This window comes from Streptomyces sp. CCM_MD2014 (assembly GCF_000772045.1).
Taxonomy (GTDB): Bacteria; Actinomycetota; Actinomycetes; order Streptomycetales; family Streptomycetaceae; genus Streptomyces; species Streptomyces salinarius.
The window spans coordinates 4,230,234-4,254,290 of the sequence record NZ_CP009754.1 but is presented as its reverse complement, the minus strand read 5'-3'; the positions used below and the strand labels follow the sequence as shown (position 1 = coordinate 4,254,290).

21 protein-coding genes are annotated in these 24,057 nt (G+C 74.2%); 8 read left to right on the top strand and 13 right to left on the bottom strand.

Annotation, left to right across the window (positions count from 1 at the left end; genetic code table 11):
• Positions 1-47: 47 nt before the first annotated feature.
• Entirely contained in the window at positions 48-1,664 is a 1,617-nt protein-coding gene (metG, locus tag NI25_RS18695) for a methionine--tRNA ligase (RefSeq protein ID WP_061443533.1), read from the bottom strand.
• A 114-nt stretch (positions 1,665-1,778) separates the two neighbouring features.
• Positions 1,779-3,191 carry a VWA domain-containing protein gene (locus NI25_RS18690; RefSeq protein WP_061443532.1) on the bottom strand — a complete coding sequence of 471 codons (1,413 nt, stop codon included), beginning with the start codon at positions 3,189-3,191 and terminating at the stop codon, positions 1,779-1,781.
• 126 nt (positions 3,192-3,317) lie between these two features.
• Between NI25_RS18690 and NI25_RS40780 the strand changes: the two genes are divergently transcribed.
• The 3 genes from NI25_RS40780 (at position 3,318) to NI25_RS18680 (ending at position 7,074) form a co-directional block, all read left to right on the top strand.
• On the top strand, positions 3,318-3,479 hold the full coding sequence (locus tag NI25_RS40780) for a toxin-antitoxin system HicB family antitoxin (RefSeq protein WP_158508450.1): 162 nt from the start codon (positions 3,318-3,320) through the stop codon (positions 3,477-3,479).
• Positions 3,476-4,684, top strand: coding sequence for an RNA-guided endonuclease InsQ/TnpB family protein (locus tag NI25_RS18685; RefSeq protein ID WP_061443531.1), 1,209 nt, complete (start codon positions 3,476-3,478; stop codon positions 4,682-4,684). Before NI25_RS40780 ends, NI25_RS18685 begins: the two co-directional genes overlap by 4 nt.
• A 308-nt stretch (positions 4,685-4,992) precedes the next feature.
• Positions 4,993-7,074 (top strand): PhoX family protein, encoded by a 2,082-nt coding sequence (locus NI25_RS18680; protein ID WP_061443530.1) that lies wholly within the window; start codon positions 4,993-4,995, stop codon positions 7,072-7,074.
• A gap of 77 nt (positions 7,075-7,151) precedes the next feature.
• On the opposite strand, the gene NI25_RS18675 is transcribed toward NI25_RS18680, so the two are convergent.
• The 3 genes from NI25_RS18675 to NI25_RS18665 all read right to left on the bottom strand — a co-directional run bounded on the left by NI25_RS18675 (position 7,152) and on the right by NI25_RS18665 (position 9,230).
• The gene (locus tag NI25_RS18675; RefSeq protein ID WP_061446983.1) at positions 7,152-7,511 is read right to left on the bottom strand and encodes a hypothetical protein; all 360 of its coding nucleotides are present in this window, start codon (positions 7,509-7,511) and stop codon (positions 7,152-7,154) included.
• 170 nt (positions 7,512-7,681) lie between these two features.
• Positions 7,682-8,602, bottom strand: a complete 921-nt coding sequence (locus NI25_RS18670) for a hypothetical protein (protein ID WP_061443529.1) — start codon at positions 8,600-8,602, stop codon at positions 7,682-7,684.
• Between the two features lie 82 nt (positions 8,603-8,684).
• Entirely contained in the window at positions 8,685-9,230 is a 546-nt protein-coding gene (locus tag NI25_RS18665) for a hypothetical protein (protein ID WP_061443528.1), read from the bottom strand.
• 81 nt (positions 9,231-9,311) lie between these two features.
• Between NI25_RS18665 and NI25_RS18660 the strand changes: the two genes are divergently transcribed.
• Entirely contained in the window at positions 9,312-10,568 is a 1,257-nt protein-coding gene (locus tag NI25_RS18660) for a PP2C family protein-serine/threonine phosphatase (RefSeq protein WP_078884659.1), read from the top strand.
• A 64-nt stretch (positions 10,569-10,632) separates the two neighbouring features.
• On the top strand, positions 10,633-11,712 hold the full coding sequence (locus tag NI25_RS18655; protein WP_061443526.1) for a hypothetical protein: 1,080 nt from the start codon (positions 10,633-10,635) through the stop codon (positions 11,710-11,712).
• A gap of 55 nt (positions 11,713-11,767) precedes the next feature.
• Here the strand turns inward: NI25_RS18655 and NI25_RS18650 are convergent, their stop codons facing one another.
• Positions 11,768-11,947 (bottom strand): hypothetical protein, encoded by a 180-nt coding sequence (locus NI25_RS18650; RefSeq protein ID WP_061443525.1) that lies wholly within the window; start codon positions 11,945-11,947, stop codon positions 11,768-11,770.
• 112 nt (positions 11,948-12,059) lie between these two features.
• Between NI25_RS18650 and NI25_RS18645 the strand changes: the two genes are divergently transcribed.
• Complete coding sequence (locus NI25_RS18645; protein ID WP_061443524.1) at positions 12,060-13,409, top strand: helix-turn-helix domain-containing protein; 1,350 nt, start codon at positions 12,060-12,062, stop codon at positions 13,407-13,409.
• Positions 13,410-13,424: 15 nt separating this feature from the next.
• Here NI25_RS18645 and NI25_RS40250 read toward each other — a convergent pair whose 3' ends face one another.
• The 5 genes from NI25_RS40250 to NI25_RS18620 all read right to left on the bottom strand — a co-directional run bounded on the left by NI25_RS40250 (position 13,425) and on the right by NI25_RS18620 (position 19,157).
• The gene (locus NI25_RS40250; protein WP_233520748.1) at positions 13,425-14,357 is read right to left on the bottom strand and encodes a hypothetical protein; all 933 of its coding nucleotides are present in this window, start codon (positions 14,355-14,357) and stop codon (positions 13,425-13,427) included.
• Positions 14,358-14,512: 155 nt separating this feature from the next.
• Complete coding sequence (locus NI25_RS18635; protein WP_061443523.1) at positions 14,513-16,183, bottom strand: glycoside hydrolase family 13 protein; 1,671 nt, start codon at positions 16,181-16,183, stop codon at positions 14,513-14,515.
• A 140-nt stretch (positions 16,184-16,323) separates the two neighbouring features.
• Complete coding sequence (locus NI25_RS18630; protein ID WP_061443522.1) at positions 16,324-17,301, bottom strand: nucleoside hydrolase; 978 nt, start codon at positions 17,299-17,301, stop codon at positions 16,324-16,326.
• Between the two features lie 239 nt (positions 17,302-17,540).
• Positions 17,541-18,617, bottom strand: coding sequence for an aminopeptidase P family protein (locus NI25_RS18625; protein ID WP_061446981.1), 1,077 nt, complete (start codon positions 18,615-18,617; stop codon positions 17,541-17,543).
• Between the two features lie 168 nt (positions 18,618-18,785).
• Positions 18,786-19,157 (bottom strand): DUF6479 family protein, encoded by a 372-nt coding sequence (locus tag NI25_RS18620; protein ID WP_061443521.1) that lies wholly within the window; start codon positions 19,155-19,157, stop codon positions 18,786-18,788.
• Between the two features lie 167 nt (positions 19,158-19,324).
• Between NI25_RS18620 and NI25_RS18615 the strand changes: the two genes are divergently transcribed.
• Positions 19,325-20,950 (top strand): right-handed parallel beta-helix repeat-containing protein, encoded by a 1,626-nt coding sequence (locus NI25_RS18615; RefSeq protein WP_061443520.1) that lies wholly within the window; start codon positions 19,325-19,327, stop codon positions 20,948-20,950.
• 135 nt (positions 20,951-21,085) lie between these two features.
• Here the strand turns inward: NI25_RS18615 and NI25_RS18610 are convergent, their stop codons facing one another.
• Together NI25_RS18610 and NI25_RS18605 are read right to left on the bottom strand one after the other, a co-directional pair.
• Positions 21,086-21,964 carry a serine hydrolase gene (locus NI25_RS18610; protein ID WP_061443519.1) on the bottom strand — a complete coding sequence of 293 codons (879 nt, stop codon included), beginning with the start codon at positions 21,962-21,964 and terminating at the stop codon, positions 21,086-21,088.
• The gene (locus NI25_RS18605; RefSeq protein ID WP_233520747.1) at positions 21,961-22,893 is read right to left on the bottom strand and encodes a LysR family transcriptional regulator; all 933 of its coding nucleotides are present in this window, start codon (positions 22,891-22,893) and stop codon (positions 21,961-21,963) included. The genes NI25_RS18610 and NI25_RS18605 overlap by 4 nt, the downstream gene beginning before the upstream one ends.
• A 115-nt stretch (positions 22,894-23,008) precedes the next feature.
• On the opposite strand from NI25_RS18605, the gene NI25_RS18600 reads away from it, so the two are divergent.
• The gene (locus tag NI25_RS18600) at positions 23,009-24,046 is read left to right on the top strand and encodes an alpha/beta hydrolase family esterase (RefSeq protein ID WP_061443517.1); all 1,038 of its coding nucleotides are present in this window, start codon (positions 23,009-23,011) and stop codon (positions 24,044-24,046) included.
• Positions 24,047-24,057: the final 11 nt, after the last annotated feature.

The window sequence follows — 24,057 nt, the reverse complement described above, 5'->3', positions numbered from 1 at the left end:
CCGGGAGAAGTCCTGCCTCTCCCGGGCCCTCTGCTGTAGCGAGCGTGTTACGCGGTCGGCTTCTCCTCGAGACGGGGGAAGAGCACCGCGCCCTTGGTGATCGTGGCACCGGCGGGGAGCCGGCCCCAGTCCGCCGCGTGCTGGACCCGCTGGTCCGCGAGTGCGCCCAGGGAGGGCTCGGCGCCGAGGGAGTCCCAGAGCTTCTGGGAGGTGTCCGGCATGACCGGGTTCAACAGCACGGCCACCGCCCGCAGGGACTCCGCGGCCGTGTAGAGGATCGTCGCCAGGCGGGCCTTGCCCTCCGGGCTGTCGTCCTTCGCGACCTTCCAGGGCTCCTGCTCGGTGATGTAGCCGTTGACCTGCTTGACGAAGTCGAAGACCGCCAGGATGCCGCCCTGGAAGTCCAGCTCCTCGCCGATCTTGCGGTCGGCCTCGGCCACGGCCTTGGCCAGGCCGTCGTGGATGGCCTGCTCCGCGTCGCCGTCGGCCGTCGCGGCCGGCAGCTCGCCGCCGAAGTACTTGTTGACCATGGCCGCCACGCGGGAGGCGAGGTTGCCGTAGTCGTTGGCCAGCTCGCTGGTGTAGCGGGCGGAGAAGTCCTCCCAGGAGAAGCTGCCGTCCTGGCCGAACGCGATCGCGCGCAGGAAGTACCAGCGGTACGCGTCCACGCCGAAGTGCGAGGTCAGGTCCTGCGGCTTGATGCCGGTGAGGTTGGACTTCGACATCTTCTCGCCGCCGACCATCAGCCAGCCGTTGGCCGCGATCTTCCCGGGCAGGGGGAGGCCCTGCGCCATCAGCATCGCCGGCCAGATGATCGCGTGGAAGCGGAGGATGTCCTTGCCGACCAGGTGCACGTCGGCCGGGAACGTCGACTCGAACTTCTCCGGGTTCTCGTTGTAGCCGACCGCCGTCGCGTAGTTCAGCAGGGCGTCGACCCACACGTAGATGACGTGCTTGTCGTCCCAGGGGACCGGCACGCCCCAGTCGAAGGTCGAGCGGGAGATGGAGAGGTCCTGCAGGCCCTGGCGGACGAAGTTCACGACCTCGTTGCGCGCGGACTCGGGCTGGATGAAGCCCGGGTTGGCCTCGTAGTGGGCGAGCAGCTTCTCGCTGTACTCGCTCAGCTTGAAGAAGTAGTTCTCCTCGCTGAGGATCTCCACCGGCTTCTTGTGGATCGGGCACAGCTTCTGGCCCGCGTACTCGCCCTCGCCGTCGAGCAGCTCGCCGGGGAGCTTGTACTCCTCGCAGCCCACGCAGTACGGGCCCTCGTAGCCGCCCTTGTAGATCTCGCCCTTGTCGTACAGGTCCTGCACGAATTCCTGGACGCGGTCGGTGTGCCGCTTCTGCGTGGTGCGGATGAAGTCGTCGTTCGCGATGTCGAGGTGCTCCCACAGGGGCTTCCACGACTCCGTGACGAGCTTGTCGGCCCAGGCCTGCGGGGTGACCCCGTTCGCCTCGGCCGTACGCATGATCTTCTGACCGTGCTCGTCCGTGCCGGTGAGGTACCACACCTTCTCGCCACGCTGGCGGTGCCAGCGGGTGAGCACGTCGCCTGCGACGGTCGTATAGGCGTGGCCCAGGTGAGGAGCGTCGTTGACGTAGTAAATGGGGGTCGAGACGTAGTACGCCTTCGCCCCCTGCTTCTCTGATCCAGTGGCCGCCATGGTCGAAATCCTACTGGCCCGGTGGAGATCGACTCACACGCGTTTCGGGGGGTGGACGGAGGGGTTCCCCTCGCCCACCCCCCGAGGGGCCGTGCGTGCGGCCGTGCGGTCCGGCTACGGGCGCCAGCCGGCCAGGATGCCCTCGTACAGCTCCTTGTCGGTGAGCTCCTTCGGGGTCTCGCCGGCCAGGAAGTGGGTGGCGTTGTCCGTCTTGAGCTTGCGGAGGTAGTCGAAGGCCTTGTTCTCCGGGTCGCCGAAGGCGACGAAGGAGAAGTGGATCTCCGGGTGGTTCGCGGCCGCGGCCGAGAGGGACTGGGTGGCCGGGGTCTTGGCGTCGGGGGCGCCGTCGGTCTGGAAGACCACCAGGGCGGGGGTGCCGGGTTCCGCTTCCTCGGTGTGGTGCGCGAGGACGGCTTCCACGGCGGCGTGGTAGCTGGTGCGGCCCATGCGGCCGAGCGCCGCGTGCAGCTTGTCGATCTTGTTCTCGTGGTCGGTGAGGGTCAGCTCGCCGGTGCCGTCCACTTCCGTGGAGAAGAACGTGACGCGGACCGTGGCCTCGGGGTCGAGGTGCGCCGCGAGTGCGAGGGTCTGCTCTGCGAGGGCCTGGGCGGAGCCGTCCTTGTAGTACGGGCGCATGGAGGCGGACCGGTCGAGGACGAGGTGGACCTTGGCGCGGGTGCCGGTGAGGTCGTGCTTCTTGAGGGCGGTGCCGGCGGCCTTGTAGGCGGTGGTGAGGGCGGGGGCGCGGCTGCGGAGCCTTGCGGGGGGTGTGGCCGGCTTTGGCGCCTCGGCTTCGCCCTCGGCGTCCGTGTTCCCACCCGCACCGCCCGTGCTGGTTTCGTTGTCGGGTGCCGGTGGCCCCTGTGGGGTGTCCTCGCCGTCGGCGGCTGCGGGTTCCGGGGCGGCTGCCGCCGGGGTGGCCGGGGTCTCGGTCGGCTCGGGCTTCTGCTCGGCCTGCGGCTCCGCCTTGGCCTCGGGCTCGGGCTCCGCCTTGGCCGCGGGCTCCGGCTGGGGCTCCGGCTCGGGCTCGGATGCGGCCTGCGGCTCGGGCTCCGGCTGGGGCTCCGGCTCGGATTTGGCCTGCGGCTCCGGCTCGGACTGCGGCTTGGGTTCGGGCTCGGTTGCCGGTGCCGGCTCGGGCGTCGTCTTGGCTTCCGGCTCCGCCTCCAGGGCAGTCTCCGGGGCCACCTCTGCCTCCGGAGCCACATCCGGGGCCGCCTCCGCCTCCGGGGTCGGCTCCTCGGTCGGTGGGTCCGTTGGCTTGGGGACCGTGACGTTGGTGAAGGCGGCCCTGACGAGGTCGTGTTCGTCGGGGGTGGATTCCGAGCGGGGCTCGGGGATGTGCGAGGACTCGGGCTGGGCCGGGGTGGGCTCGGCCGGCTCCGTGGGTGCGGTGGGCTGGGACGGGAGCTGCGGCTCCGGCGCGGTGACCGGCGGTGCCGTCTCCTGCGTCGCACCCTCCGCCTGGGCGGCCTGGTCTTTGCGTGACCGGCCGAATGCGTTCCGTAGGAGAGTGAGAAGGCCCATCAGTTTCCTTTCGAGGGGACCACCGGCTTCAACCGGTGGGGGAATCGAATCGGTCGGTGCGCGGCTGAGCCACGCAGCACCCTTCCCTGACGGTGACTGTGCGTCGAAAGTGGTAGCATTCTGGTTGTGGCTAGAGGTGACCGTCGGGAGTCGCTGAATCTGCGCGTTCCCCCGGAATTGAAGCGGCAGGTCGAGGAGTTCGCCGACGCGGCGGGCATCTCGATCAACGCCGCTGCGTGCATCCTCCTGGCCGAGGGCCTACGGGCGGAGCGGAGACGAACGAGGTGATCCGCGCCTACAAGTTCCTTCTCCGCCCCACCGCCCGCCAGGAGCAAGCCTTGGGCCGGATGCTGCGGGACCACTGCTCGCTGTACAACGGCGCTCTGCAAGAACGGCGGGACGCCTACCAGCACTCCTCGAAGAGGACGATCCAGTACGGGCAGCAGTCCGCCCAGCTCAAAGAGATCCGCGCCTTCGACCCGGAACGGCAGGGCCGCTGGTCGTTCTCCTCCCAGCAGGCCACTCTGCGCCGTCTCGACAAGGCGTTCCAGGCGTTCTTCCGCCGGGTCAAGGCCGGGCAGAGCCCGGGCTACCCCCGTTTCAAGGGTGTCGGTCACTTCGACACCGTCATCTTCCCCAAGGACGGCGACGGCTGCCGCTGGGACTCCACCCCGCACCATGCGCAGACCCGCGTGCGGCTCCAGGGCGTCGGTCACGTCCGTGTGCACCAGCACCGGCCCGTACAGGGGCGCGTCAAGACGATCAGCGTGAAGCGTGAAGGGAACCGCTGGTACGCCGTCCTCGCCTGCGACAACGTGCCCGCCGAGGAACTGCCGTCCACCGGGAGCAACATCGGTATCGACGTGGGCATCGCCCACTTCCTCACCACCTCGGACGGCGAACACGTCGCCAACCCGCGCTTCCTCCAGGCGATGGCCGACGAACTCGCCGAGGCGCAGCGGCACCTCGCAACGTTCCCGAAGCGGACCCGACAGCGCACCAAGCGCCACCGCGCGGCGGTCCGGAAGGTCGCCAAGCTGCACCGCAGGATCCGGCGGCAGCGCGCCGACTTCCACCACAAGACGGCACGTGTGCTGATCACCGACCACGACGTGATCGTGCACGAGCAACTGAACACAGTGGGCATGACCAAGAGCCCCGCACCCAAGGCCGACCCCGAGCAGCCCGGCAGCTTCCTGCCAAACGGTGCTGCCGCGAAGACCGGACTCAACCGCAGCATCCTCGACGCGGGCTGGGCGCAGTTCCTCGCAATCCTGGCGAACAAGGCTGAAAGTGCCGGTCGCCTCACGGTTTCGGTGGACCCGCGCAACACCTCCCGCACGTGCCCGCGGTGCGGACACGTCGCGAAGGAGAACCGCGTCACCCAAGCGAGGTTCCAGTGCACGACGTGCGGGTTCGCGGCGAACGCGGACCACGTCGGCGCGACGAACGTCCTCAACAGGGCCGGGCTGGTCCTCTGCGCGGCGGCTTAGCCACCGACACAGGAAGCCCGCGCGTCTACGCGTGGGTGGAGTCACGAGCGCAACCCTTCGGGTGAGTTGATGCCGTCAATCCCTGGCCAGGACGGACACGTAAGGTTAGCGGTCCCGGCTTGTGATCTTGTGCAGGGTCTGACATGCGAGCGGTGGCGCGTCAAGGGCGGAACGAGACGTCGTCGTAACCTCCCCACGGCTTCCCCGGGTTCACCCTCTGTTCACCGCGACGCCCGGTCCCCGCACGTATGTGCGCCTACGGTCGCGCTGACACCAGGGCATACAGGGATTCTCAAGGGGAGAACACAGTGCGCAAGCTCCTGCCGTTGATCGGAACGCCGTCCGGTTCGCACCCCGGCGGCCGGTCCGCGATGACCTGCCGTTTCCGGTGTGGTGACGCCTGCTTCCACGAGGTGCCGAACACCAGCGACAACGAGTACGTCGGTGACGTCATCGCCGGGGCGCTCAGCCGCCGTTCCATGATGCGGGCCGCCGCCGTCGTCACCGTCGCCGCGGCGGGCGCCGGGGCCGTGGGCGTGGCGGGGGCGCCGTCGGCGCAGGCCGCGCCCGCGGCGGGAGGAAAGGGGCACGGGAAGCCGTCCCGGGACCGCGGTGCGCGCGGGCTGCGGTTCACGCCGGTCGCGCCCAACACCGACGACGCCGTGACCGTACCGGAGGGGTACCGGCAGGACGTCGTCATCCGCTGGGGTGAACCCATTCTGCGCGGAGCGCCGGCCTTCGACCCGGAGAAGCAGAGCGCCAAGGCGCAGGCCGGGCAGTTCGGGTACAACAACGACTTCCTCGCGCTGCTGCCGCTGCGCGGCGAGCACGACCGTCAACTCCTGGTCGCGAACCACGAGTACACCGACGAGGTGCTCATGTTCCGCGGCTACGACCCGGAGAACCCGACCCGCGAGCAGGTCGAGATCGCCTGGGCCGCGCACGGGCTGTCCGTCGTCGCCGTGGAGGAGGAGCGGCGGAGCGGGCGGCTGACGCCCGTTTCGCGGCACCGGCTCAACCGGCGGGTCACCGCCACCACCGAGTTCCGGCTGACCGGGCCCGCCGCCGGGTCCGACCTGGTGAAGACCTCCGCCGACCGCACCGGCCGCAAGGTGCTCGGCACCCTCAACAACTGCTCCGGCGGCACCACCCCGTGGGGCACGACGCTGCACGGCGAGGAGAACTTCAACCAGTACTTCGCCAACGCCTCCAGCGCCACCGACAAGCGGTACGGGATCGGGACCGGTGCCACCGAGCGCAAGTGGGAGCGGTTCGACAAGCGGTTCGACGTCGCCCAGGAGCCGAACGAGGTGCACCGGTTCGGGTACGTCGTCGAACTGGACCCGTACGACCCGGAATCCACGCCGCGCAAGCACACCCTGCTCGGCCGGTTCAAGCACGAGGCCGCGACCGTGCGGCTGACGCACGACGGGCGTCCGGTCGTCTACACCGGCGACGACGAGCGGTTCGACTACTTCTACAAGTTCGTCGGCAGCAAGCGGATGCGGCACGGCAACTCCCGCTGGGCGCGCGAGCACAACCTCTCGCTGCTCGACGAGGGCACGCTCTACGTCGCCAAGCTCTCCGGCGACTCCCCGGCGATCGAGATCGACGGGACGGGGACGCTGCCGCGCGACGGGGAGTTCGACGGTGGCGGCACCTGGATTCCGCTGGTCACCGCCACCGAGGACGGGGCCGTCTCGCACGTCGAGGGGATGAGCGCCGAGGAGGTCTGCGTCTTCACGCGGCTCGCCGGGGACAAGGTCGGCGCGACCAAGATGGACCGGCCCGAGGACATCGAGCCGTCGCCGGTCACCGGCAAGGTGTACGTCGCCCTCACCAACAACTCCAACCGGGGCAAGAGCGGCTACGAGGGTCCCGACGAGGCCAACCCGCGCAACTCCAACAAGCACGGCCACGTCCTGGAGCTGACCGAGCGCTGGAACCGGGCCGACGCGACCCGCTTCGGGTGGTCGCTGTTCCTCGTCGCCGGTGACCCGGAGGACCCGGCGACCTACTTCGCGGGCTTCCCCAAGGACCGGGTCAGCCCGATCTCCTGCCCCGACAACGTCGCCTTCGACGACCACGGCAACCTGTGGATCTCCACCGACGGCAACGCGCTCGGCAGTCACGACGGGCTCTTCGGCGTCGCCACCAAGGGCGACCGGCGCGGTGAGCTGAAGCAGTTCCTGACCGTGCCGACCGGCGCCGAGACCTGCGGTCCGCTCGTCCAGGACCGCCGGGTGCTGGTCGCCGTTCAGCACCCGGGCGAGGTCGACGGCGCCTCCGTGGAGCAGCCGGCCAGCACCTGGCCCGACGGGCCGGGGAAGATCGTCCGCCCGGCGGTCGTGGCGGTGTGGCGCGCGGACGGGCGCGACATCGGCGTCTGAGCCGATCAGGGTGGCGAGGGGGCCCGGGACCCGGAAGTCCCGGGGGTTCCGGGGGGTCCCGGGGGTCCACGGGAGTTCTACGCCTGCGCGTGGAACTCCCGTACGACCTCGATGCGGCCCACGATGTGCCGGTTGAACTCCGCCAGCTCCTCCGCCGGGACCCACAGCTCCAGGATCGTCTCGCCGCCGGCCTGCCGGACCGGGTAGCGCTCCAGGAACCCGGCGTCTACCTCGAAACGGGTGACGTAGCCCGAGCCGGAGGCGGGGACGTTCCAGTCGCGGGCGATGCGGACGGCGTAGTCCTCGTTGAGGACCGGGTAGAAGATCGGCTGCTCGGGCAGGCGCGGGGGCCAGGCCGTCCAGCCGGAGGCCTCGACGAGGGCCAGCTCCTCGGGGCCCGTGGGGCGCCACAGGGTCGTAGTCCTGGGCCCCGGCACGGTCCCGGTCCCGGTCCGGGTCCCGGTCCCGTGCCCGGTCCCGGTCCCGTGCCCGGTCCCGGTCGTGGTTCCGGTCTCGGTCTCCGTCCTGGTCGCGGTCTCCGTCCCGGTCTTCTTCTCGGTCATGCTCGGCGACGGTAGTCGTGGGGCGCGGGCGCCGCCACGCCGTTTCAGAGGCCGGTGCGGGTCGGGCGGGGCGGGGTGGGATCGGTGACGGGCTCCGCGGGGGAGCGGCGGCGCGGGAGACGGCCGTACAGGCCGGTGAGCCAGGAGGCCAGGGCGACCGTGAGGCCGAGGCCGACCAGGAGCCAGGAGGCGGTGCGCAGGGTTGCGGTGAGGGCGTCGTAGACGGCGCCCGCGGCGGGGCCGTTAACCGGGCCGGGGAGTTCGGTGACGGTCAGCCGGCGGCCGACCAGGACGGCGAGGGCGAGCAGCGCGCCGCCGAGCGCGGTGCCGATCCCGGCGGCCGTGACGGCACGGCGGCGGCGGGCGGCCACGGCGATGCCCGTGACCGCGAAGGCGACGGCCGCCAGCGGCAGCCAGAAGGCGGCGACGTCGAGCACGTGGAAGCCCTTCCTGAGCCGGTCCGCTTCCGGCGCCGTGAGCACGGTGACCGACGTGTGCCGGACCGGGATGCGCCGGGCGAAGGGCGCGTTGTCCGCGGCGAACCGGTCCCGCACGCGCTCGGTGACGGGGGCGAGGTCGACGGTGACCGGGCGTCCGGCCGCCCCGTCGTCCCGCAGGGCGCGCAGTACGGCGGTGTGGACGGTGCGGTTGGCCGCGTCCCAGCCCTCGCGGAAGGCGTCCGTCCGGGTGAACGACCGGGCCGCGTCCCGCACGAAGAGCCGCACGGTGCCGTTCACGGGGCCCGCCGTGACCTCGTCGACGATGCCGGCGAATCCGCTGCCCAGGGTGTCGGCGGCCGCGTTCCGTACGTCCGGGTCGTCGGCGAGCGGCGCCACGGCCGCGACGTACCGGCCGGTGTCGGCCAGGGCGTACAGCGCCCAGCCCGCCAGCGTCGCACACGGCGCGAGCAGGCAGGCGAGGGCGATCGAGGCGGCCGACAGGGCGCCCCTGAGGCGTGGGAACACCCTCCCAGGGAAACCTTCGCGCCGGCCCGGGGCGACCGGCGTGACTGCAAATGGCCGCCCGGGCGGACCGGACCGGTCGGGGTCAGGTGGTGCGGGCCGTCCGGGACGTACCGGCCGGCCGGGCCGTCGGGGACGAGGCGGCCAGGTGGGCCGCGCGTGCCTCCTCGGCGTCCTGGTGGGTGTAGTAGTGGTAGACGAGCGAGCCCGTCACCGCCCCCGCGAGCAGCAGGGACGCCAGGACGCACGTGAACATGGCGACGCCGCTGCCGGAGTAGATGAATCCCAGCGCGCTGCCGGCGAAGGCCCCCCACAGCGCCGCGTGCGGCTCGGGCGGCAGGCGTCGGGCCACGGAGCGGATCACGAAGTAGAGGATGGCGAACGCGAGCGCCGACATGAAGCCGAACAGCAGGTTGGTGCCGGTGATGGGGCCGCCGTGGCGGCGGACGGACGCGACCCAGTAGCCGTAGACCAGCGCGGTCGCGACGGGCATCCCCCACTTCACCAGCAGGTGGGTCTTCCTGCCGAGGACGTCGGGCGTCGTGCGCCCCGGCGTGCCCCTGCCCGGGCCCCCGCCCGTGCCGGTGCGGGTGCCGGTGGGTGTTCCGGGTGTGGGTACCGCGTGAGCCATGAGAGCACTCCTTAGCCTCGACCCGTCTGCCCTGCCCCCGTCTACCAGGGCACACCTGGGCGCCGCGGCAGGCAAGTCGGGATGCGTGCCCGCCGGGGGCGTGCTTCGCTGGGGCCCGTGAGGGGTCGTGTCCGCCAGCCGGTGCGCGCCCGGTGGCGGCCGCTCGGCCGGCTCGTGCACGCCGCCGGGCAGGGCGATGCCGTGTCCCGGCACCAGCTGCTCAGTGTGCGCGGGCGCAGTGTCGCCTGGCTGTTCCCGCTGGTCCTGCTCGTCGGCATCACCGCGGGCGACATCACCACCGGCGCGTTCGAGATCATCTCCTGGACGGTGCTGGTGCCGGGGGTCGCCGCCGCGATCTGCGGGGTGTGGGGAACGGCCGCCTTCGGCGTGCTCGCGGTCGTCGTCTACGTCATGGCCGACACCGTCTGGCAGCACCGCGAGGAGACGGGGCTGCCGGGTCTGGTCCTCGTCGTCCTCGGCAGTCTCATCGCCGTGGTGGCCGCCGCGTTCCGGGTCGGCGGCGAGCGGCGGATGCTGCACATGCGGGACATCGCCGACACCACCCGCCGTACCGTGCTGCGCCCGCTCCCGGTGGGCTTCGGCGGCCTCGACCACGCCGCCGTGTACCTCTCCGCGGACAGCGAGGCCCGCGTCGGCGGCGACTTCTACGACATCCAGCCCGGACCGCACGGCACCCGGGTCCTCGTCGGTGACGTGCAGGGCAAGGGGCTGGGCGCGGTCGAGACGGCCGCCGCGCTGCTCGGCACCTTCCGCGAGGCCGCCTATCACGAGCCGGACCTCGCGACGGTCGCCGAACGCCTGGAGACACGCATGGTGCGCCACCGCCGGCACACCGCGGGCCTCGGCCGGTCCGACGGCGACCGGTTCGCCACCGCCGTGCTGATCGGCGTCTCCCCCGGCCTGCCGGACACCGTGGAAGCCGTCGTCTTCGGTCACGAACCCCCGCTGGCCGTCGGCCCCGACGGCGTGCGCGCGCTGCCGGTCGCGGGCGGGCTGCCGCTGGGCATGGCCGACCTCGTGCCGGGCCGGCCGGGTGCCGCCCCGCCGGTGCACCGGCTGCGGCTCGCCGCGGACGAGACGCTGCTGCTGGTCACCGACGGGGTGACGGAGGCCCGCGACCCCGCCGGGGCCTTCTACCGGCCGGCCGACGACATCGCGCGCGCCGTGGCCGCCGATCCCCGCAACGCCGAGCCCGCCCGGCTGGTGGTCCTCGTACGGGACGGCACGCTGCGCCACTGCCGGGGGCGGGTGGCCGACGACACGACCGTCTTCGCGGTACGGCGGACACCGGGACCGGAGGGGCCGGCCGACGGGTGAGTGCCCCGCTTTGCAGCCGCAGCGGTTACCGTGCTGCCGTACGTGATCGACAGGGGGAGGGGACATGCCCGGAACCGTGCTGCTGCTCGCGGCGTCGCCCGTGGGCCGTGGGTGCCTGGTGGACGCCGCCTCCGTGCTCCCCGTGCTCGCGGCCGTGCCGCCCGCCGTGCTCTCCGGCGCGGACACGGCGAACGTCGTCGAACTCGCCGACCCGCTGGAGCCGCAGGCCGTCCTCACCCGGCTGCGGGCCGCGGCGGCGGCCCCGGGACCGCTCACCGTCTACGTCGCCGGGCAGCTCCAGCTGGACCGGCGTCAGCGCCTGCCGCATCTGGCGCTGGCCCGCACGACCCCGGCGAACGTCCGCTACACCGCCCTGCCCTGGCACTGGATCCGCGAGGAGCTGCGGCTGCGGCCGAGCGGCGCGACGACGCTGCTGCTCGATCTGCACGCCGATCACGAGACGTGGCAGTGGCTGCGGACCGGGGCGCTGGACTCCGGGCGCAACAACGCCGTTTACGGTCGCATCGCGCCGCCGCCCGCACGGCGGACGGTGGCCGTCCCGTCGTACATGCGGGCCGTCGCGACGATCCTGCGCAGCGGGCACCGGCCGCCGCCGGACGAACTGCACCAGCAGGCGCTGGCCCGGGCCGCCGCCGACGCCGCCGGTGGCGGTGCGGTGGCGGGAGCGGACCTGGTGCTGACGGCGCCCGGCCCGGTGGCGGGCGACCCGCACGCCGTCATCGCCGCCGCCGTGCGGGCCGGGCGGCACGGGGACGCCGACGCGCTCGCCGCCCGGCACGAGCGGGCCGCGGCCCACGCGTACGGGCCCGCCTCCGAGGACGCGCTGCACTGGGCGGAGGTCCGGGCCGACCTCGCGATGTTCGCGGGTGACCCGGTGCGCAGCTGCCGTGCCTGGCTGGCGGTGGCCGAGACCCGGCTCGGCGCCGGGCAGACCCCGCAGGCGCCCGCCGTGGAGGCGGCCGTCGACCGGGCCCACCACCAGTGGGGCCGCATCCGCGACGCCGGACGCGCCCGCGAACTGGGCGCGCCGCTGGCGGCCCTGCGCGGCCGCGTACCGGGCCGCCGCGAGGGGGCGCTGGACCACGTGCAACGCGAACTGAGCCGCCTCCAGACCCAGGGGTGAGCGCGGCACCCCGCCGGTCGGCGGGTGGTCGGACGGGCGGTGGGCGCGCGGTCGGCTAACGAGTCGCGGCGGCCAGGTCGTCCGGGGCGGGGGCGGTGTCGGACGCCGGGGCCGGGGAGCCCGGTGTCGCGTCCACGGGGGCCGCGTTGGCGGCCAGCAGCAGGGCGGCCACGGCGACGAGGGCGGCGGCCAGGGCTCTGGCGTAACGTTCGGCGGTGCGGGAGCGTACGGGCACGGTGTCCTCTGTGGGATGAGGGATTGTGTCAAGCACGGTTAAGCGCGCTTAATACGCCGTTTAACCTAGAGCCGTCCGAGCCGAACGGCAAGAGCCACTTGGGGAGTTGGCAGTGGGGGACCGTGACGACCGAAACGCCATCGGACGCCGGGTGCAGCGGCTGCGCACCGAGCGCGGAATGACCCAGCGGCAGCTCGCCGAACCGGCCTACACCCCCGCCTACATCTCCACCCTGGAAGCCGGCCGCGTCCGCCCCTCCGACGAAGCGCTGCGCCACCTCGCCGAGCGGCTCGGCGTCGGCTACGAGGAACTGGCCACCGGGCGCCCGGCACGGCTCGCCACCGATCTGCGGCTGCGGCTCACCGAGGCGCAGCGCGCCCTCGCCACCGAGGGCGCCGAACAGGCGGCCGGCCAGTACGCCGAACTGCTGGCCGAGGCCGAGGCGTACGAGCTGGCCGAGGAGCGGGCCGCCGCCCTGCTCGGACTCGGGGAGTGCGCCGTGGAGACCGGTGAACTGGCCGCAGGACGGCAGTACTTCGAGCGGGCGGAGCAGTGCCTCACCGACGCCGGCGCCCCGCTGCCCGCCCGCGTCCCCGCCCTACGCGGGCGGGCCCTGGCCCACTACCTCGCCGGTGAACTGCGGTACGCCGTCTACCTGCTGGAGTCCACCCTCGACGAGCTGAACCGCGGCGGCCTGCACGACCCCGACGCGCTGCTGCTGCTCTACGCCAGCGCCATCGGCCCGTACATGGACATGGGCGCCCACGCGCGCGCCGCCCAGGCCGCCGAACTCGCCCTCTCCCTCGCGCCCAGCGCCGGCGATCCCGCGCTGGTGGCCCGCATGCACCGGTCCGTCGCCCGCACCCTGCTCGCCGAGGGCCGCCTCGCCGACGCCGACGCCTCGCTGGCCAAGGCGGCCGAGCTGTACCGCACGCTGCGCCTGCGCACCGAGCTGGCCAACTGCCACTGGATGCGCGGCTACGTCTGCGCGCAGAACGGCGAACTCCCCCGCGCGGAGGAGGAGATGCGCGAGGCCCTCGGCATGCTGTCGGCCTCCCGCGCCGCCCTCTACAGCAGCCAGGTCGCCGTCGAACTGGCCGACGTACTGCATCGGCGGGGCAAGTCCGAGGAGGCCGCCGAACTGCTCCACGGCGTCCTCGACGACCTCTCCTCCGAGCGCGGCGCGGTGCACTCCGCGGGTGCGCACCGGCTGCTCGGCATCATCGCCGAGGACGCCCGGGACACCGAGGCCGCCGAGGAGCACTACGTCCGTGCGCTGAGCCTGCTGGAGCGGGCCGGTGCCGCCGGCGACCTCGCCGATCTGTGCCGGCTCCTGGGCGACCTGCTGCGCCGTACCGGCCGCGTCGAGGCGGCCCTGGACGCCTATCGCACCGGCCTCGGCCACCGCACCGCGCCCGGCACGACCACCCTGGGCCCGGCGCCCGCACAGCCGCCGCTGTAGCCCTCGTGCCCCCGGCTACACCTGGGCCCGGCCCTGACGGCGGGCCTCCGTCAGCCGCTCCGTCCCCACCTCGACGGCCGTCCGGGTCGCGTCGCCGGCCGGTGCGTCCAGGGTGCCGTTGGTGAGGCTGAGCGCGTCGTCGCCGACGCGGACGGCGACGAGGTCCACGGTGAGGGTCTCCTCCGCGCGGGCGTCGCTCACCGTCACCCGCAGGCCGCCGCGCGCGTCCCCCGTCCCGGGCAGCGTCAGGGCGGTGACCCGGACGTCCCGGTCGATGCCTCGGGCGGCCTCGGCCCGCGCCTCGAAGTGCCCGCACGTGTCCGGCAGCGTCGCCAGCCACGCCAGCGTGCCGTCGATGTCGGCGGCGCGGTAGGAGGTGACGCGGTAGTGCAGCTGGGCCCCGCCGTCCGGGTCGTCCAGGGCGACCGCGGCCCGGGGCGCGGTGGTGGCGCTCCCGCCGAACAGGTCCTCGGTGTAGAGGACGTCGAGGAGGCGTCGGCAGTCGGGCCGGTCGGTCCGTTCCGCGCTGGTCTTGAGCACCTCGTCCCGCCAGGTCGCGGCGCCCCGCGTCGGCTCCCACGCCTCCCCCAGGTCGGCCGCCGTGATCAGGGCCGCCCGCGCCTGTCCCCGGGTGAGCACCGGCGGCAGGGCCGGTGACGGAAGCGTCGCCGGGGACTGACCGGCCGCCGACGCGGTACCGGCCTGCGGACCCGCCGCTCGCTCCCCGCTCGCCCCGCAGGCGCTCACCGCCAGCGCCAGCGTGGCTGAGAGCGCGGCGCAGAGCAGCGGGCGGCCGACGGGGGTGTGCGTCGGGCGGACGGTGGGCGGCGACGGCCGGGGGGTGGGGGTGGTGAGTGACGCGCGTGCGGCGGTGGTGGCCGTGGCGGGTGCCGGGCGGGCGGTGGTGGCGGGGGTGAGTGACTGGCGGTCGGCGGGGGCGTGTCGCATCGGTGCCTCCTGTCGGTGCCTCCTGGAGGGCCGGAGCGACCGGCGCCGTTCGGGATCGGCCACCCCTCCACGGCACCACCGTCCCCGCCCCGCCACCAGCGTGCGCGGCCGTCCGGGTGAGGGCGCCGGGCCGGGCACGGACCTGGGCGGACCGGTCAGAGGGCCAGCCACACCGTCGTGTCCGGGCCCAGCCGGCCGTCCTCCAGCGGCGCGCTGCTCAGCAGGACCTCTCCGGCCGGCAGGTCGACCGCGGCGCCGGAGAGGTTGGTGACGCAGCGCCAGCCGTCCGAGCGGTCGAACCGCAGGACGCCCGCCGGGACGTCGTCCGACCAGGTCAGCTCCTCGCCGTCGAGCAGCTTGCGGCGCAGGCGCAGGGCCGTGCGGTACAGCTCGAGCGTCGAGCCCGCCACCCCGTCCTGGGCCTCGACGGCGTACCGGGCGAACTCCGGCGGCTGCGGCAGCCACGCCGCGCCCGCGCCGAAGCCGTACGACGGTCCGCCGGTCGTCCACGGCAACGGCACCCGGCAGCCGTCACGGCCCTTGCGGACGTGCCCGGTCTGCTCCCAGATCGGGTCCTGGAGGACCTCGGTGGGCAGGTCGGCCACCTCGGGCAGGCCCAGTTCCTCGCCCTGGTAGAGGTACGCCGAGCCGGGCAGCGCCAGCATCAGCAGTGTCGCGGCGCGGGCCCGGCGCAGCCCGGCCTCCGCATCGACGGCGGGGGCGTGGCCGCCGGACAGCAGCCAGGCGTCGGTGTCCGTGTCCGGCGGAAGCACGAGGCGGGTGGCGTGTCGGACGACGTCGTGGTTGGACAGCACCCACGTCGCCGAGGCGCCGGCGGCCCGCGCGTCGGCCAGCGAACCGGTGATGATCTCGCGCAGCTCCCCCGCGTCCCAGCCGGTCTGGAGGTACTCGAAGTTGAAGGCCTGGCCGAGTTCGTCCGGGCGGGCGTACAGCACGCGCCGGGGGCCCGGGACCCAGGCCTCGGCGACCGCCGTGCGGGGCGGGGTGTACGCGTCGAGGATCTTGCGCCAGTCGCGGTAGATCTCGTGGACGTCGTCCCGGTCGTAGAAGGGGTGGGTGCCCGGCGCGAACCGGGCCAGGGCCGCCTCGCCGCTCAGTTCGGGGGCGCCGAGGTCGCGCAGCGGCTCGGTCAGGTCCTTGACCAGCGCGTGCGCCACGTCGACGCGGAAACCGTCGACACCCCGGTCGCACCAGAACTTCAGCGTGGTGCGGAAGTCGGCGCGGACCTGCTCGTTCTCCCAGTTGAGGTCGGGCTGCTGGGGTGCGAAGAGATGCAGGTACCACTGTCCGTCGGGCACCCGCTGCCAGGCGCTGCCGCCGAAGACGGACTGCCAGTCGGTGGGCGGGAGTTCGCCGTGCGCGCCGCGGCCGTCACGGAAGACGTACCGGTCCCGGGCCGCCGACCCCGGGCCGGCGGCCAGCGCCTCCCGGAACCAGGCGTGGCGGTGCGAGGTGTGGTTGGGGACCAGGTCGACGATCACCTTCAGGCCCAGCCGGTGGGCTTCGGCGGCCATCGCGTCGAAGTCGTCGAGCGTGCCGAGGCGCGGGTCGACGTCGCGGTAGTCGTCGACGTCGTAGCCGCCGTCGGCGAGTTCGGAGGGGTAGAACGGGCTGAGCCACAGGGCGTCCACGCCCAGAGCGGCCAGATGGGTCAGGCGCTGGGTGACGCCGCGCAGGTCGCCGAGGCCGTCGCCGTCGGCGTCGGCGAAGCTGCGGGGGTAGACCTGATAGATGACGGCCTGCCGCCACCAGTTGGGGTCCCTGGACGACAGGTCGGGGGTGCCGGCGGTGCTGCGTACGGTCACGCGGCCTCCTTCGCGGTACGTGGTGCGCGGTATGCGGTTCGCAGTACGTGGTTCGACCCCGTGGGGCGACACGAACTGATCTGTTACTTCTGTCCAGATCACCCGAAAAGCGAACCCGTGTGCCCGCGACGCGCCGGTGGCTACGCCTCCGTGCGCTCGACCGCGCCGAGGTACAGCTCCACGTAACGGGCCACGTCCACGTCCAACGCCACGTCGACCAGGGGCTGTTCGCGCGTGCCGTCGTGCAGCTCGGACTCCCCGACGCGCAGGCGGCGGTCCACGAGCGTCTGGCCGCGTGCGGGGCCGGGCGCGAGGGACACCTCCACGGGCAGCCGCCGCGTGGTCAGGCCGCCGGGGTCGATCACCGCGCAGACCGCGCCCGCGTCGCCGAGCCCGCCGCCGGGGTCGGAGGTGTCGGTGGCCGGGCCGCGGTGGGCGAGCAGGTCGCCGGCGAGCCGGGTGCCGGGCTCGGCGCTCGCGCGCAGCCGCCGTACGTCGGCGCCGGGCACGATCACCCGCTCGAACACGTCGAGGCCGTACATCGTGATCGGCACCCCCGCCGTGAGCAGGATCGCGGCGGCCTCCGGGTCGTGCCACACGTTGAACTCGGCGACCGGCGTCGCGTTGCCGGTGGCCACCGCGCCGCCCATGAACACGATCCGCTCGATGTTGCCGGTGACCTCCGGGTGGGTGCGCAGCAGCAGCGCGATGTTGGTCAGCGGCGCGGTGGGGACCAGGGTGACCGGGCGCGGGGAGGCGAGGATCTCCCGGCGCAGCAGGGTCACCGCGTCCACGTCGGCCGGGGCGCGGGTGGGGGCGGGCAGCCCGAGGTCGCCCATGCCGTCGTCCCCGTGCACGTGCCGCGCGGTGCGCACGCCCTCGATCAGCGGCCGCTCGGCGCCCCGGGCGACCGGGACGTCCGGGGCGCCGGCCCGCTCCAGCACGGTCAGCGTGTTCCGGACGACCCCCGCCACGTCCGTGTTCCCGGCCACGCAGGTGACCGCGCGCAGGTCGAGACGCGGGTGGCGGACCGCCAGCAGCAGGGCCAGGGCGTCGTCGATGCCGGTGTCGCAGTCGATGATCACCGGGATGGGCTGCTGGTCGGAGGCGGTCGTCACGGCGGGGCTCCTTACGGTGCGTGTGGTGCGCCGGTGACCCTACGCGGCTGGGCACGGGCCCCGCGGCCCGGGGCGCGTGCCCGCCCTGGTGCGGCGGGGGCGGGTCTGGCGCCTGGTGGTCCGGCGCCGTGTGGTCGGTTTCGGCGGGTGGCCACGGTGCGGGCGGTGCCCCCGGTCCCCGCGGGGAGGGCGTGCGTACGGGGTGGTGGTGGGCGCGGGCGGGGTTCCGGGTGAGGGCGTCAGTGGACGATCGCCAGTTCGTGCGAGGTGGTGTTGAGGCGCCGGCCGCCGTCTTCCGTGCAGGTCACGACGTCCTCGATGCGGACGCCGAAGCGGTCGGGGAGGTGGATGCCGGGCTCGATGGAGAAGCACATGCCGGGTTCGAGCGGCTGCTCCTCGCCCTCCGCCAGATAGGGCGGCTCGTGGGTGGTGACGCCGACGCCGTGGCCGGTGCGGAGCGCGCCGTGCCCGGCGTGACCGGCCTCCTCGAGCACCGCGCGGGCCGCCCGGTCGACCTCCTGGCACGACACCCCGGGCCGCACCGCCTCGAACGCCGCCCGCTGTGCGGCCCGTACCGTCTCGTGGACCCGGCGCTCCTCGTCCGTCGGCGCCCCGACGTGGACGGTGCGGGCGGTGTCGAAGCCGTAGCCGTCCCGCAGGCCGCCGAAGCCCAGGACGACCATGTCGCCGTCCCCGATGACCCGGTCGCCGGGCCGGTGGTGGGGATCGGCCGCGTGCGGGCCGGCGCCGACCACCGTGAAGTCGACCCGGCTGTGGCCGTGCTCGCACAGCAGTCCGGCCAGGTCGGCGGCCAGCTCGCGCTCGCTGCGCCCGCCGAAGCGCAGCCCGAGGACCTCCTCGTACGCGGCGTCCGCCGCCGCTGCCGCGGCCGCCAGCCGGGCCACCTCCTGCTCGTCCTTCACCGCGCGCCGCATGGGCAGCACGACGGACAGCGGCTGGTAGGTGGCGAGCGGCAGGGAGTTCTGGAGGCAGAGCAGGTGCAGCGCCCACGTCGCGTCGGATACGGCGTAGCGGCCGTGCGGACGCAGCAGCCCGGCCGCGGCGGCGTAGGCGTCCTGGCCCTCCCACCAGTCGAAGACGCGGACCGCGCCCGCGCCGGGAGCCGCCTCGGCGGACGGCCGGTCGATCGCCGGCACCAGCAGCCGGGGCTGGGAGTTGGCGGTGAGGACCAGGAGGGTGAGGCGTTCGGTGGGCGCGGTGGGCCGGTAGCCGCACAGCCACACCAGGTCGGGGCTCGGCGTCACCAGCACCCCGGCGAGCCCGAGGGCGGCGGCCTCGTACGCGGTGCGCTCCATGCGGGCCGCGTAGACCTCGTCCGGGAAGGCGGCGGGGGCGCCCTCGCCCGTGCCCGGCACGGGCGTTCCACCGGCGCCGCCGGCCGCGCCGGTCACGTGTGCCTCACCCGTCTCGGTCGGGCCGTGCGGGGCCGGTGCCGGCGCACGGCCCGCGCGGGCCCCGGCGACTCAGACGTGCCCCGGCCCACCGCTGCCGAAGGATCCGCTCGACCCCGGCGACCAGCGGCGCCGGTGCTGGTCCTCGCCGCGGCGGCTGCCCGAGTGGTGCAGCTGGTAGGGCATGAGCCGGGGGCTGCCGTCCTCGCTCAGCGGGATCTCGTCCGGTTCGCGCATCTCCCGTTCCTCGTGGACGGGTCCGGTGTCCGGAAGGTGCGGCTGTTCGTCGGCGCGGGGGCGGTCGGGCTCCCGGATCATGACCCCGATGCCCCTGCGCACGGCCCAGATCAGCGCGCCGGCGATCACCAGCCCGATGATGAAGACCACCACCACTTTCAGCCCGCCCGAGGGCGCGGCCAGCAGTACATACGTTGCCGTACTCATGTTCTGATTATGTACCCCCAAATGAGATAAAGCGCCTGATATGTCCGGAGTTCCGTTCCGTGATTGGGGCGGCCCGGCGGCTGGTACCCGGGCGGCACGGGGCGGTGTGAGCCTCGGGCCGCCTCCGTCCCTCCCGCGTCACCGGAACCGGTGGAAGGAGCACCCCCATGACCGCGCCGCTGACGGCCGACGCCCATGAGTACGGCCTGGTCGGGGACGGCGTCGCCGACGACCGGCCGGCCCTGCAGAAACTGGTGGACGCACTCGGCGACGCCACCGCCGCCGACGGCCGGCCCCGCACCGTACGCGTGCCCGCCGGGCGCTACGCGATCCGGGACCGGCCGGTGCTCTGGCGCAGCGGAGTCTCGCTGGTCGGCGCCGGACGCGGCGCCACGTGCTTCGAGCTGTCCAACCCCGGCGCGCCCACCCGGCCGGTGCCGCTGGCCTGGTTCACCACCGCGCAGCACGGCGCGGGACGGGACCGCCACATCGCCGACGTCACCTTCGCCCACTTCGAGATCGACGGCCTGCGCGTGGAGACCGAAGAGTACGACGTCCTGGCCAAGGGCCTGGGCCTGCAGTACGTGCTGCGCGGGCGTTTCACCGACCTGTACATCCACGACACCGCCGCCACGGGCTTCGGGTGCGACTTCCTCCAGGACACCGTGGTGGAGGGCGTGCTGACCGAGCGGTGCGGGCGGCAGGATCCGGGCGAGGCGATGGGCGGCGCCGGCATCGGCATCGGGGTGGGCGGGTGGGGGCCGGTCGAACGGCTGGCGGTGACCGGCTGCACCGCGCGCGGCAACGGCACCAACGGCATTTTTCTCGAACTCCAGCAGGACGACTGGGTCCCGCCCCGCGGCATCCGCATCACCGCCTGCCACACCGAGGACAACCGCTACGGCATCTCCGACTGGGGCGCCGACGGGCTGATCGTCACCGGCTGCACCATGCTCGGCAACCACGTCGCCGGGTTCGACGTGTCGGCGCAGGGCACGACGAGCGTCGGCGGGCGCGGCGGCATCGTCACCGGGTGCGTGATCGACGCCAACCCCGGGGACGGCATCGCGCTCGGCAACACCCCCGGGCCGTACGGCTTCCACGGCAACCGCGTCGGCAACAACGGCCGGTACGGCTACTGGGAGCACAACCTGGCCGGCGGCGACCAGGAGCCCGCCACCGACATCGTCCTGGAGTCCAACGACATCCACGGCAACGCGCTGGACGGCATCCGCGTCGACGCCCCGCTGCACGAGCCCGCGTTCTTCGGCAACCGGATCCGCGGCAACGGCCGCAGCGCCGCACCCGGCACGCGGGGAGGCGGCGAGGGCGTCCACTGCGGGCCGCTGTCCCTGACCGACGAATGGGCCGACTGGCTCCCCGGCGGCCACCGCGGCAAGGAGCTGACCGTCGGACCCGAAGAGAGCGAGGTCACGGCCGTGGTCGTCGACAACACCGCCACCGACCTGACCCTCGCCCCCGTGCGCCCGGGAGCCGGCACCGCCTGGCCCGACGGCACCCCCGGCCCCGGCACCGCCTACCGCCTCCCGGACTGCCCGGCCCCGCGCGCCGGCCTCACCGCCGCGGCCGCCGTGACCCACCCGTATGTCCACGGCAACCGCGTCCGCGACGACGGGCACCCCCGCACCCAGATCCACGCCGTGTGGATCGCGCCCGAGGCCACCTGGACCGGCGGCCGGGTCTCCGGCAACGACTTCAGCGGCAACGCCTCGGCGTCCACCCGCTTCGACTCGGCACCGAGCGGCGGGCGCTGGCGCGACAACGCGGGCTGACGCGGCGACACGGGCCGGCGGCGTCACGGGCGGCGGCGTCACGGGCCGGCGCGGCGAGACGGGCCGGCGGCGTCACGGGCCGGCGCGGCGGCGCGGACGGCGAAGGCGGCACCGGCCGGCGCGGCGCCCCCGCCGTCAGGGCGCCCGCAGCGCGTCCACCGCGATCCGGGCCGCGGTGCCGATCACCGCGTCCGCCGCCGGGAGCACGGCCGCGGTGTTGGCGGTGCGCGTGAAGACGGCCACCGCGTAGCGCCCGCCGTCGGGGTACTCCACGACGCCGATCTCGTTGCGCAGCGTCGGCAGGCTGCCGGTCTTGCCGGCCACGTGCACGTCGTCGAAGGGGAAGCCGGCGGCCAGGCGGTGCGGCCACACCTGGAGGCCCATGATCCGGCGCATCGCGGCGCCGTACTCGGCGGGGCAGGCCTCGTCCCGCCACACCGCGCCGAGCAGGCGGGTCATGTCCCGGGGGGTGCTGCGGTTGGTGCGGGCCGGGTCCAGGGCGCGCAGCCGGGTGATGACGTGCGGGTCGGTCAGCGCGCGCGCCCCGTCGGGCCCGGCGTCCTCGCGCATGGTGCCCAGCATCTCGCCGAAGCCGTACACCGCCCGCGTGCGGGTGAGGCCGAGCCGGGCCGTGGTGCGGTTGACGGCGTCCAGACCGACCCGGCGCAGCAGCAGGTCGGCGGCGGTGTTGTCGCTGACGGACATCATCAGGTACGCCGCGTCGCGCAGCGACAGCCGCGCCGGGTCGAGCATGGCCGCGAGTCCGGTGGGCCCCGGGGTGCGTCCGGCGGGCGGGCACTCGACCTGCTCGGTCAGGTCCAGCTCCCCGGCCGCCGCCAGCTCGTGCAGCGCCACCAGTACGCACACCTTGTGGACGCTGGCCGTGCACACCGCCTGGTCCGCCCCGGCCCCGACCTGCGCCCCCGAGTCGATGTCCACGGCGTGCAGCCACCCGGTGACCCCGGCGTCGGCGAAGGCCGCGTCGAGTCGGGCGGCGGTGGCGGTGCCGGTCATAGCCAGAACTCCGATGCCGGACGAAGGTGCAGCGGCCGGGCGGCCGTCTCGGCGTGGGCGCCGGCCGTCGTGCGCAGGGCGTGGGTGGCCGCGTCCGCGAAGGCGCCGACGGCGGCGTCGCCGCGCCCCCTGGGCCAGGCCGCGGAGTGCCGCCAGACGGGTGCCGCCCCGGCCAGCGGGCGCCAGACCAGGTCCGGGTCACCGGGGGTCACGAGCCGGGTGTCGCGGGGGCCGAGGGCGACGGCCCCGGACGACAGGACCAGCCCGCGGACGAAGCTGGCGCCCTGGCCGTGCCGCACGGCGGGGGGCGTGTAACCGCCCCGGGCGCAGGCGGTGAGCAGATCGTCGTAGACGGCGGGGGCGTCGGCGCGCGGGAAGAGGACCAGGTCGTAGCCGGTGAGGGCGGCGAGCGGCACCTCGTCCAGCTCGGTCTGCGGGGCGCCGCGCGGCAGCAGGACGCCGAGGTCGCGGCGGAGCACCGGGCCCAGCTCCAGGCCGGTGACGTCGCAGGGGTGGTGGATGAGGCCGACGTCCAGCTCGTGGGCGGCGAACCCGGCGAGCTGCTGGGCCGTGGTCAGCTCGTGCAGCTCCAGCTCGAGTCCCGCGTGCCGGCGCCGGAAGTCGGCCAGCAGCGCGGCGACGGTCTCGCCGGAGACGTCGGGGGACAGGGCGGCACGCAGCAGGCCGCTCTCGCCGTCCCGGATGCGCCGTGCGGCGGTCCGCAGGGACTCGGCGCGGGCCAGCAGCTCGCGGGCCTCGGCGAGCAGCAGCGTGCCCGCCTCGGTGATCGTCACCTGGCGGCTGGTGCGCTCGAAGAGCCGGACGCCCAGCTCCTGCTCCAGCCGCCGGATGCGCTGCGACAGGGGTGGCTGGGCCATGCCGAGCCGGGCGGCGGCACGCCCGAAGTGTGACTCTTCTGCAACAGCCACAAAGCACTCCAGGTGCCGCACCAGGTCCACGACCAGTAATCATATCGGGGATTGATCGATCTGACATCCATATCGGTCTTGGACAGGAGCTCCGCGGGGTTGCTCTCCTCGGGCCATGCTCTCCTTCGGTGAACGTTCCCGCCGCTGGCCCGGCGTGCTCGCCCTCGCGCTCGTCCTTCCGCTGGCCGGGTGTGCCGCCGGCCCCGACCGTCCGGACGCGGCACCGCCGTCGAGCGGGTCGTCCGCCGCCAGTGGCGGCACCGGCGGCGGTACGGGTACGGCCACTGCGGCACCCGGGACCCGCGAACGGCTCCGGGTGGACGGCGACGTCCGCCAGTACCTCCTGCACCGGCCCGCCGACGCGCCCGCCTCCGACGGCCGGATGCCCCTCGTCGTCGCCTTCCACGGCCGCGGCGCCGACGCCGCCGAGCTGCGCGCGAAGAGCCGGCTGGAGAAGGCGGCCACCGCGCGGGGCATGCTCGTCGCCTTCCCCGAGGGCCTGGGCCACGGCTGGGGCGCGGGCACCCGGGCGACGAAGCAGCGCCCGGATCCGGACCTGGACGTACGGTTCACCGAGGCGCTGATCAAGCACTTGGTCCGCACCGAGCGGGCCGACCCCGAGCGGATCTACGTCGCCGGGTTCTCCAACGGCGGCTCGATGGCCCTGCGCATGGCCGCCGAGCGCCCCGCCCTGCTCGCGGGCGCGGCCTCCGTCTCCGGCCAGCTGCCCACGGGCGACGCCGCGGTGGAGCCCACCGGGCCCGTCCCCGTCCTGGTCGTCTACGGCGCCGACGACCCCGTACGGCCCCTCGCGGGTCTCCCCTCCCCGCCGCCGGACCCCGAGGAGCCGATCCTGCCGACCCGGTCGGCCCGGGACAGCGCGGCGGCGTTCGCGGCGGCCGGGGGCGCGGGCGAGCCGGTCGAGCGGGAGGAGAAGGGCTTCGACCGCACGGAGTGGCGGCTGGGGTCCGGTGCCCCCGGCAACGGCCGGCGGACCGGCGGCAGCGTGCGACTCCTCGTCGTCCACGACGCCGGTCACACCTGGCCGGGCTCGACCGTGCCCCCGCCCGAGGGGTTCGGCCCGGTCGGCAAGGCCCTGAACGCCACCGACACGATCCTCGACTTCTTCGCCGACCCCGGCCCCGGCCGCTGAACCGACAAGGA

Coding starts and splice junctions, on each gene's coding strand:
- NI25_RS40250 (WP_233520748.1), bottom strand. CDS start 14,357: ATGCGACACGCCCCCGCCGACCGCCAGTCACTCACCCCCGCCACCACC.
- NI25_RS18625 (WP_061446981.1), bottom strand. CDS start 18,617: ATGGAGCGCACCGCGTACGAGGCCGCCGCCCTCGGGCTCGCCGGGGTG.
- NI25_RS18610 (WP_061443519.1), bottom strand. CDS start 21,964: ATGACCGGCACCGCCACCGCCGCCCGACTCGACGCGGCCTTCGCCGAC.
- NI25_RS18665 (WP_061443528.1), bottom strand. CDS start 9,230: ATGGCTCACGCGGTACCCACACCCGGAACACCCACCGGCACCCGCACC.
- NI25_RS18600 (WP_061443517.1), top strand. CDS start 23,009: ATGCTCTCCTTCGGTGAACGTTCCCGCCGCTGGCCCGGCGTGCTCGCC.
- NI25_RS18615 (WP_061443520.1), top strand. CDS start 19,325: ATGACCGCGCCGCTGACGGCCGACGCCCATGAGTACGGCCTGGTCGGG.
- NI25_RS18690 (WP_061443532.1), bottom strand. CDS start 3,191: ATGGGCCTTCTCACTCTCCTACGGAACGCATTCGGCCGGTCACGCAAA.
- NI25_RS18655 (WP_061443526.1), top strand. CDS start 10,633: ATGCCCGGAACCGTGCTGCTGCTCGCGGCGTCGCCCGTGGGCCGTGGG.
- metG (WP_061443533.1), bottom strand. CDS start 1,664: ATGGCGGCCACTGGATCAGAGAAGCAGGGGGCGAAGGCGTACTACGTC.
- NI25_RS18660 (WP_078884659.1), top strand. CDS start 9,312: ATGCGTGCCCGCCGGGGGCGTGCTTCGCTGGGGCCCGTGAGGGGTCGT.
- NI25_RS18620 (WP_061443521.1), bottom strand. CDS start 19,157: ATGAGTACGGCAACGTATGTACTGCTGGCCGCGCCCTCGGGCGGGCTG.